The following is a 1,755-nucleotide window of genomic DNA, read 5'->3' on the forward strand; positions in this document are numbered from 1 at the left end:
GCCCTGCAGCACGGTGCCCAGGGCCCGCAGCCGGGTGCCGTCCTGCCCCCGCAACGTGGCGAAGCCGCGCAGGCCGGGCGGCACGCCGGGCAGGTCGCCCAGCAGGGGGCGGCCATCGGCGGTCTGCAGTTGCACACGCAGCGGGCCGCTGCGGCGGACATAGGACTGCGCCACGGTGGCGAGGCCGGACAGGCCGCCAGCCTCGTATTCGCGCAGGAACCCCTCGGCCTCGGCGGCCAGGATCAGGTCGAGCTGCTGGTTCAGCGCCGCCTGGGCACGCAGCCAGCCCCAGCCGGCGCCCAGGCCGGAGGCGAGCATCACCACCGCGGCGATCAGCAGCGCGGCGCGCGGGGCGAAGGAGCGGGTCCAGCGGAAATGGCGGCGCAGGCGCATGGGGCTTGGGGAACCGGGCTCCAGGAAACGCGGTGCCGGGGGGCACCGGGCCGGGCGCGCGGAGCCCGGACGCGGATCATGCGGCGGGCGGCGCCATTCCGGCACCGCGATTCCCGGCGCGCGGGAGCCGGCGGCGATGGCTGTAGGGCGAAACCGGCCCGCGAGGCGAGTCCGTATGGCGGCGGGTCGGGGGGGCGCTCTCCCGGTCCGCCCTCCCCTTCGCCGCTCACCGCAAAGGCCCTCCCCGCGGCGGGCCCGGTGCCGGAGCGGCGCGGACCGTGGCAGGCTGTCCCGCAGAGCCCCGCCCTCGGGGCCCCGTCCCCGGGACCCCGGAACAACAGGTCAGGAAGGAACATCCGCGCATGAAGACCGACACCCCCCTCCCCGCCCCGGCCACCTCCACCGGGGCGCAGGCGTGAGCGCGTCCGCATCCATCGCCCCGCGCCACCGGCCCGAGGCGCTGCGCGCCTTCGCCGCCCAACTCTTCGGCGCGGCGGGCATGGAGGCGGACAAGGCCGGGGCCGTCGCCGATATCCTGGTCGAGGCCGACATGCTCGGCCACGACACGCACGGGCTGGAACTGGCGGCGCGCTACCTGGGCGAGATCGAGGCCGGGACCATGGCCCTGCGGGGCGAGCCGGAGATCCTTTCCGACCGGGGCGCGGCGATGGCCTGGCGGGGCAGGCGGCTGCCGGGCGCCTGGCTGGTGCTGCGGGCGCTGGAGGCCGCCTATGAACGCGTGGCGCAATTCGGCATCGCCAGCATCGCCATCGGCGACTGCCACCACACCGGCTGCCTCGCCGCCTATCTGCAGCGCGTGGCGGAACGGGGGCTGGTGCTCTCGATCCATTCCTCGGCGCCCGGCGCGGCCTCGGTGGCACCCTTCGGCGGGGTGAAGGGCACGCTCTCCCCCGCCCCCTTCGCCTTCGGCTTCCCGACCGGCGGCGACCCGGTGATGATCGATGTCAGCGCCTCCATCACCACCAACAACATGGCGCTGCGCCTGATCCGCGAGGGACGGCGCTACGAACGTCCCTGGCTGATGGATGCGGAGGGGCAGGTGACGGAGGACCCCACCGTGGTCCAGCGCGGCGGCACGGTCCTGCCGGCAGGCGGCCAGGACCACGGACAGAAAGGCTATGGCTGGGCCCTGACCGCCGAGGCGCTGAGCCAGGGCCTGTCCGGCCATGGCCGCGCCGACGGGGCGCCGGGCATGTCGAACGCCGTCTTCCTCCAGGTGATCGACCCCGGCGCCTTCGCCGGGCTGGACGCCTTCACCCGGCAGGCCGACGCGATCACCGGCAACTGCCGCGCCAGCCCGCCGCGCCCGGGCTTCGGCCCGGTGCGCCTGCCCGGCGAGGC

General features: G+C 75.8%; 2 protein-coding genes. One reads left to right on the plus strand and one right to left on the minus strand.

Annotated features, from left to right (window positions below; genetic code table 11):
- Positions 1-393, minus strand: a 393-nt coding sequence (locus ROTAS13_RS24070) for a hypothetical protein (protein ID WP_139323555.1), incomplete at its 3' end; no start/stop codon positions are given.
- A gap of 415 nt (positions 394-808) precedes the next feature.
- On the opposite strand from ROTAS13_RS24070, the gene ROTAS13_RS24075 reads away from it, so the two are divergent.
- Positions 809-1,755: Ldh family oxidoreductase (locus ROTAS13_RS24075; protein ID WP_075823627.1), on the plus strand; the 947-nt coding region annotated here is incomplete at its 3' end.

Source organism: Roseomonas sp. TAS13 (assembly GCF_001950415.1).
GTDB lineage: Bacteria > Pseudomonadota > Alphaproteobacteria > Acetobacterales > Acetobacteraceae > Roseomonas > Roseomonas mucosa.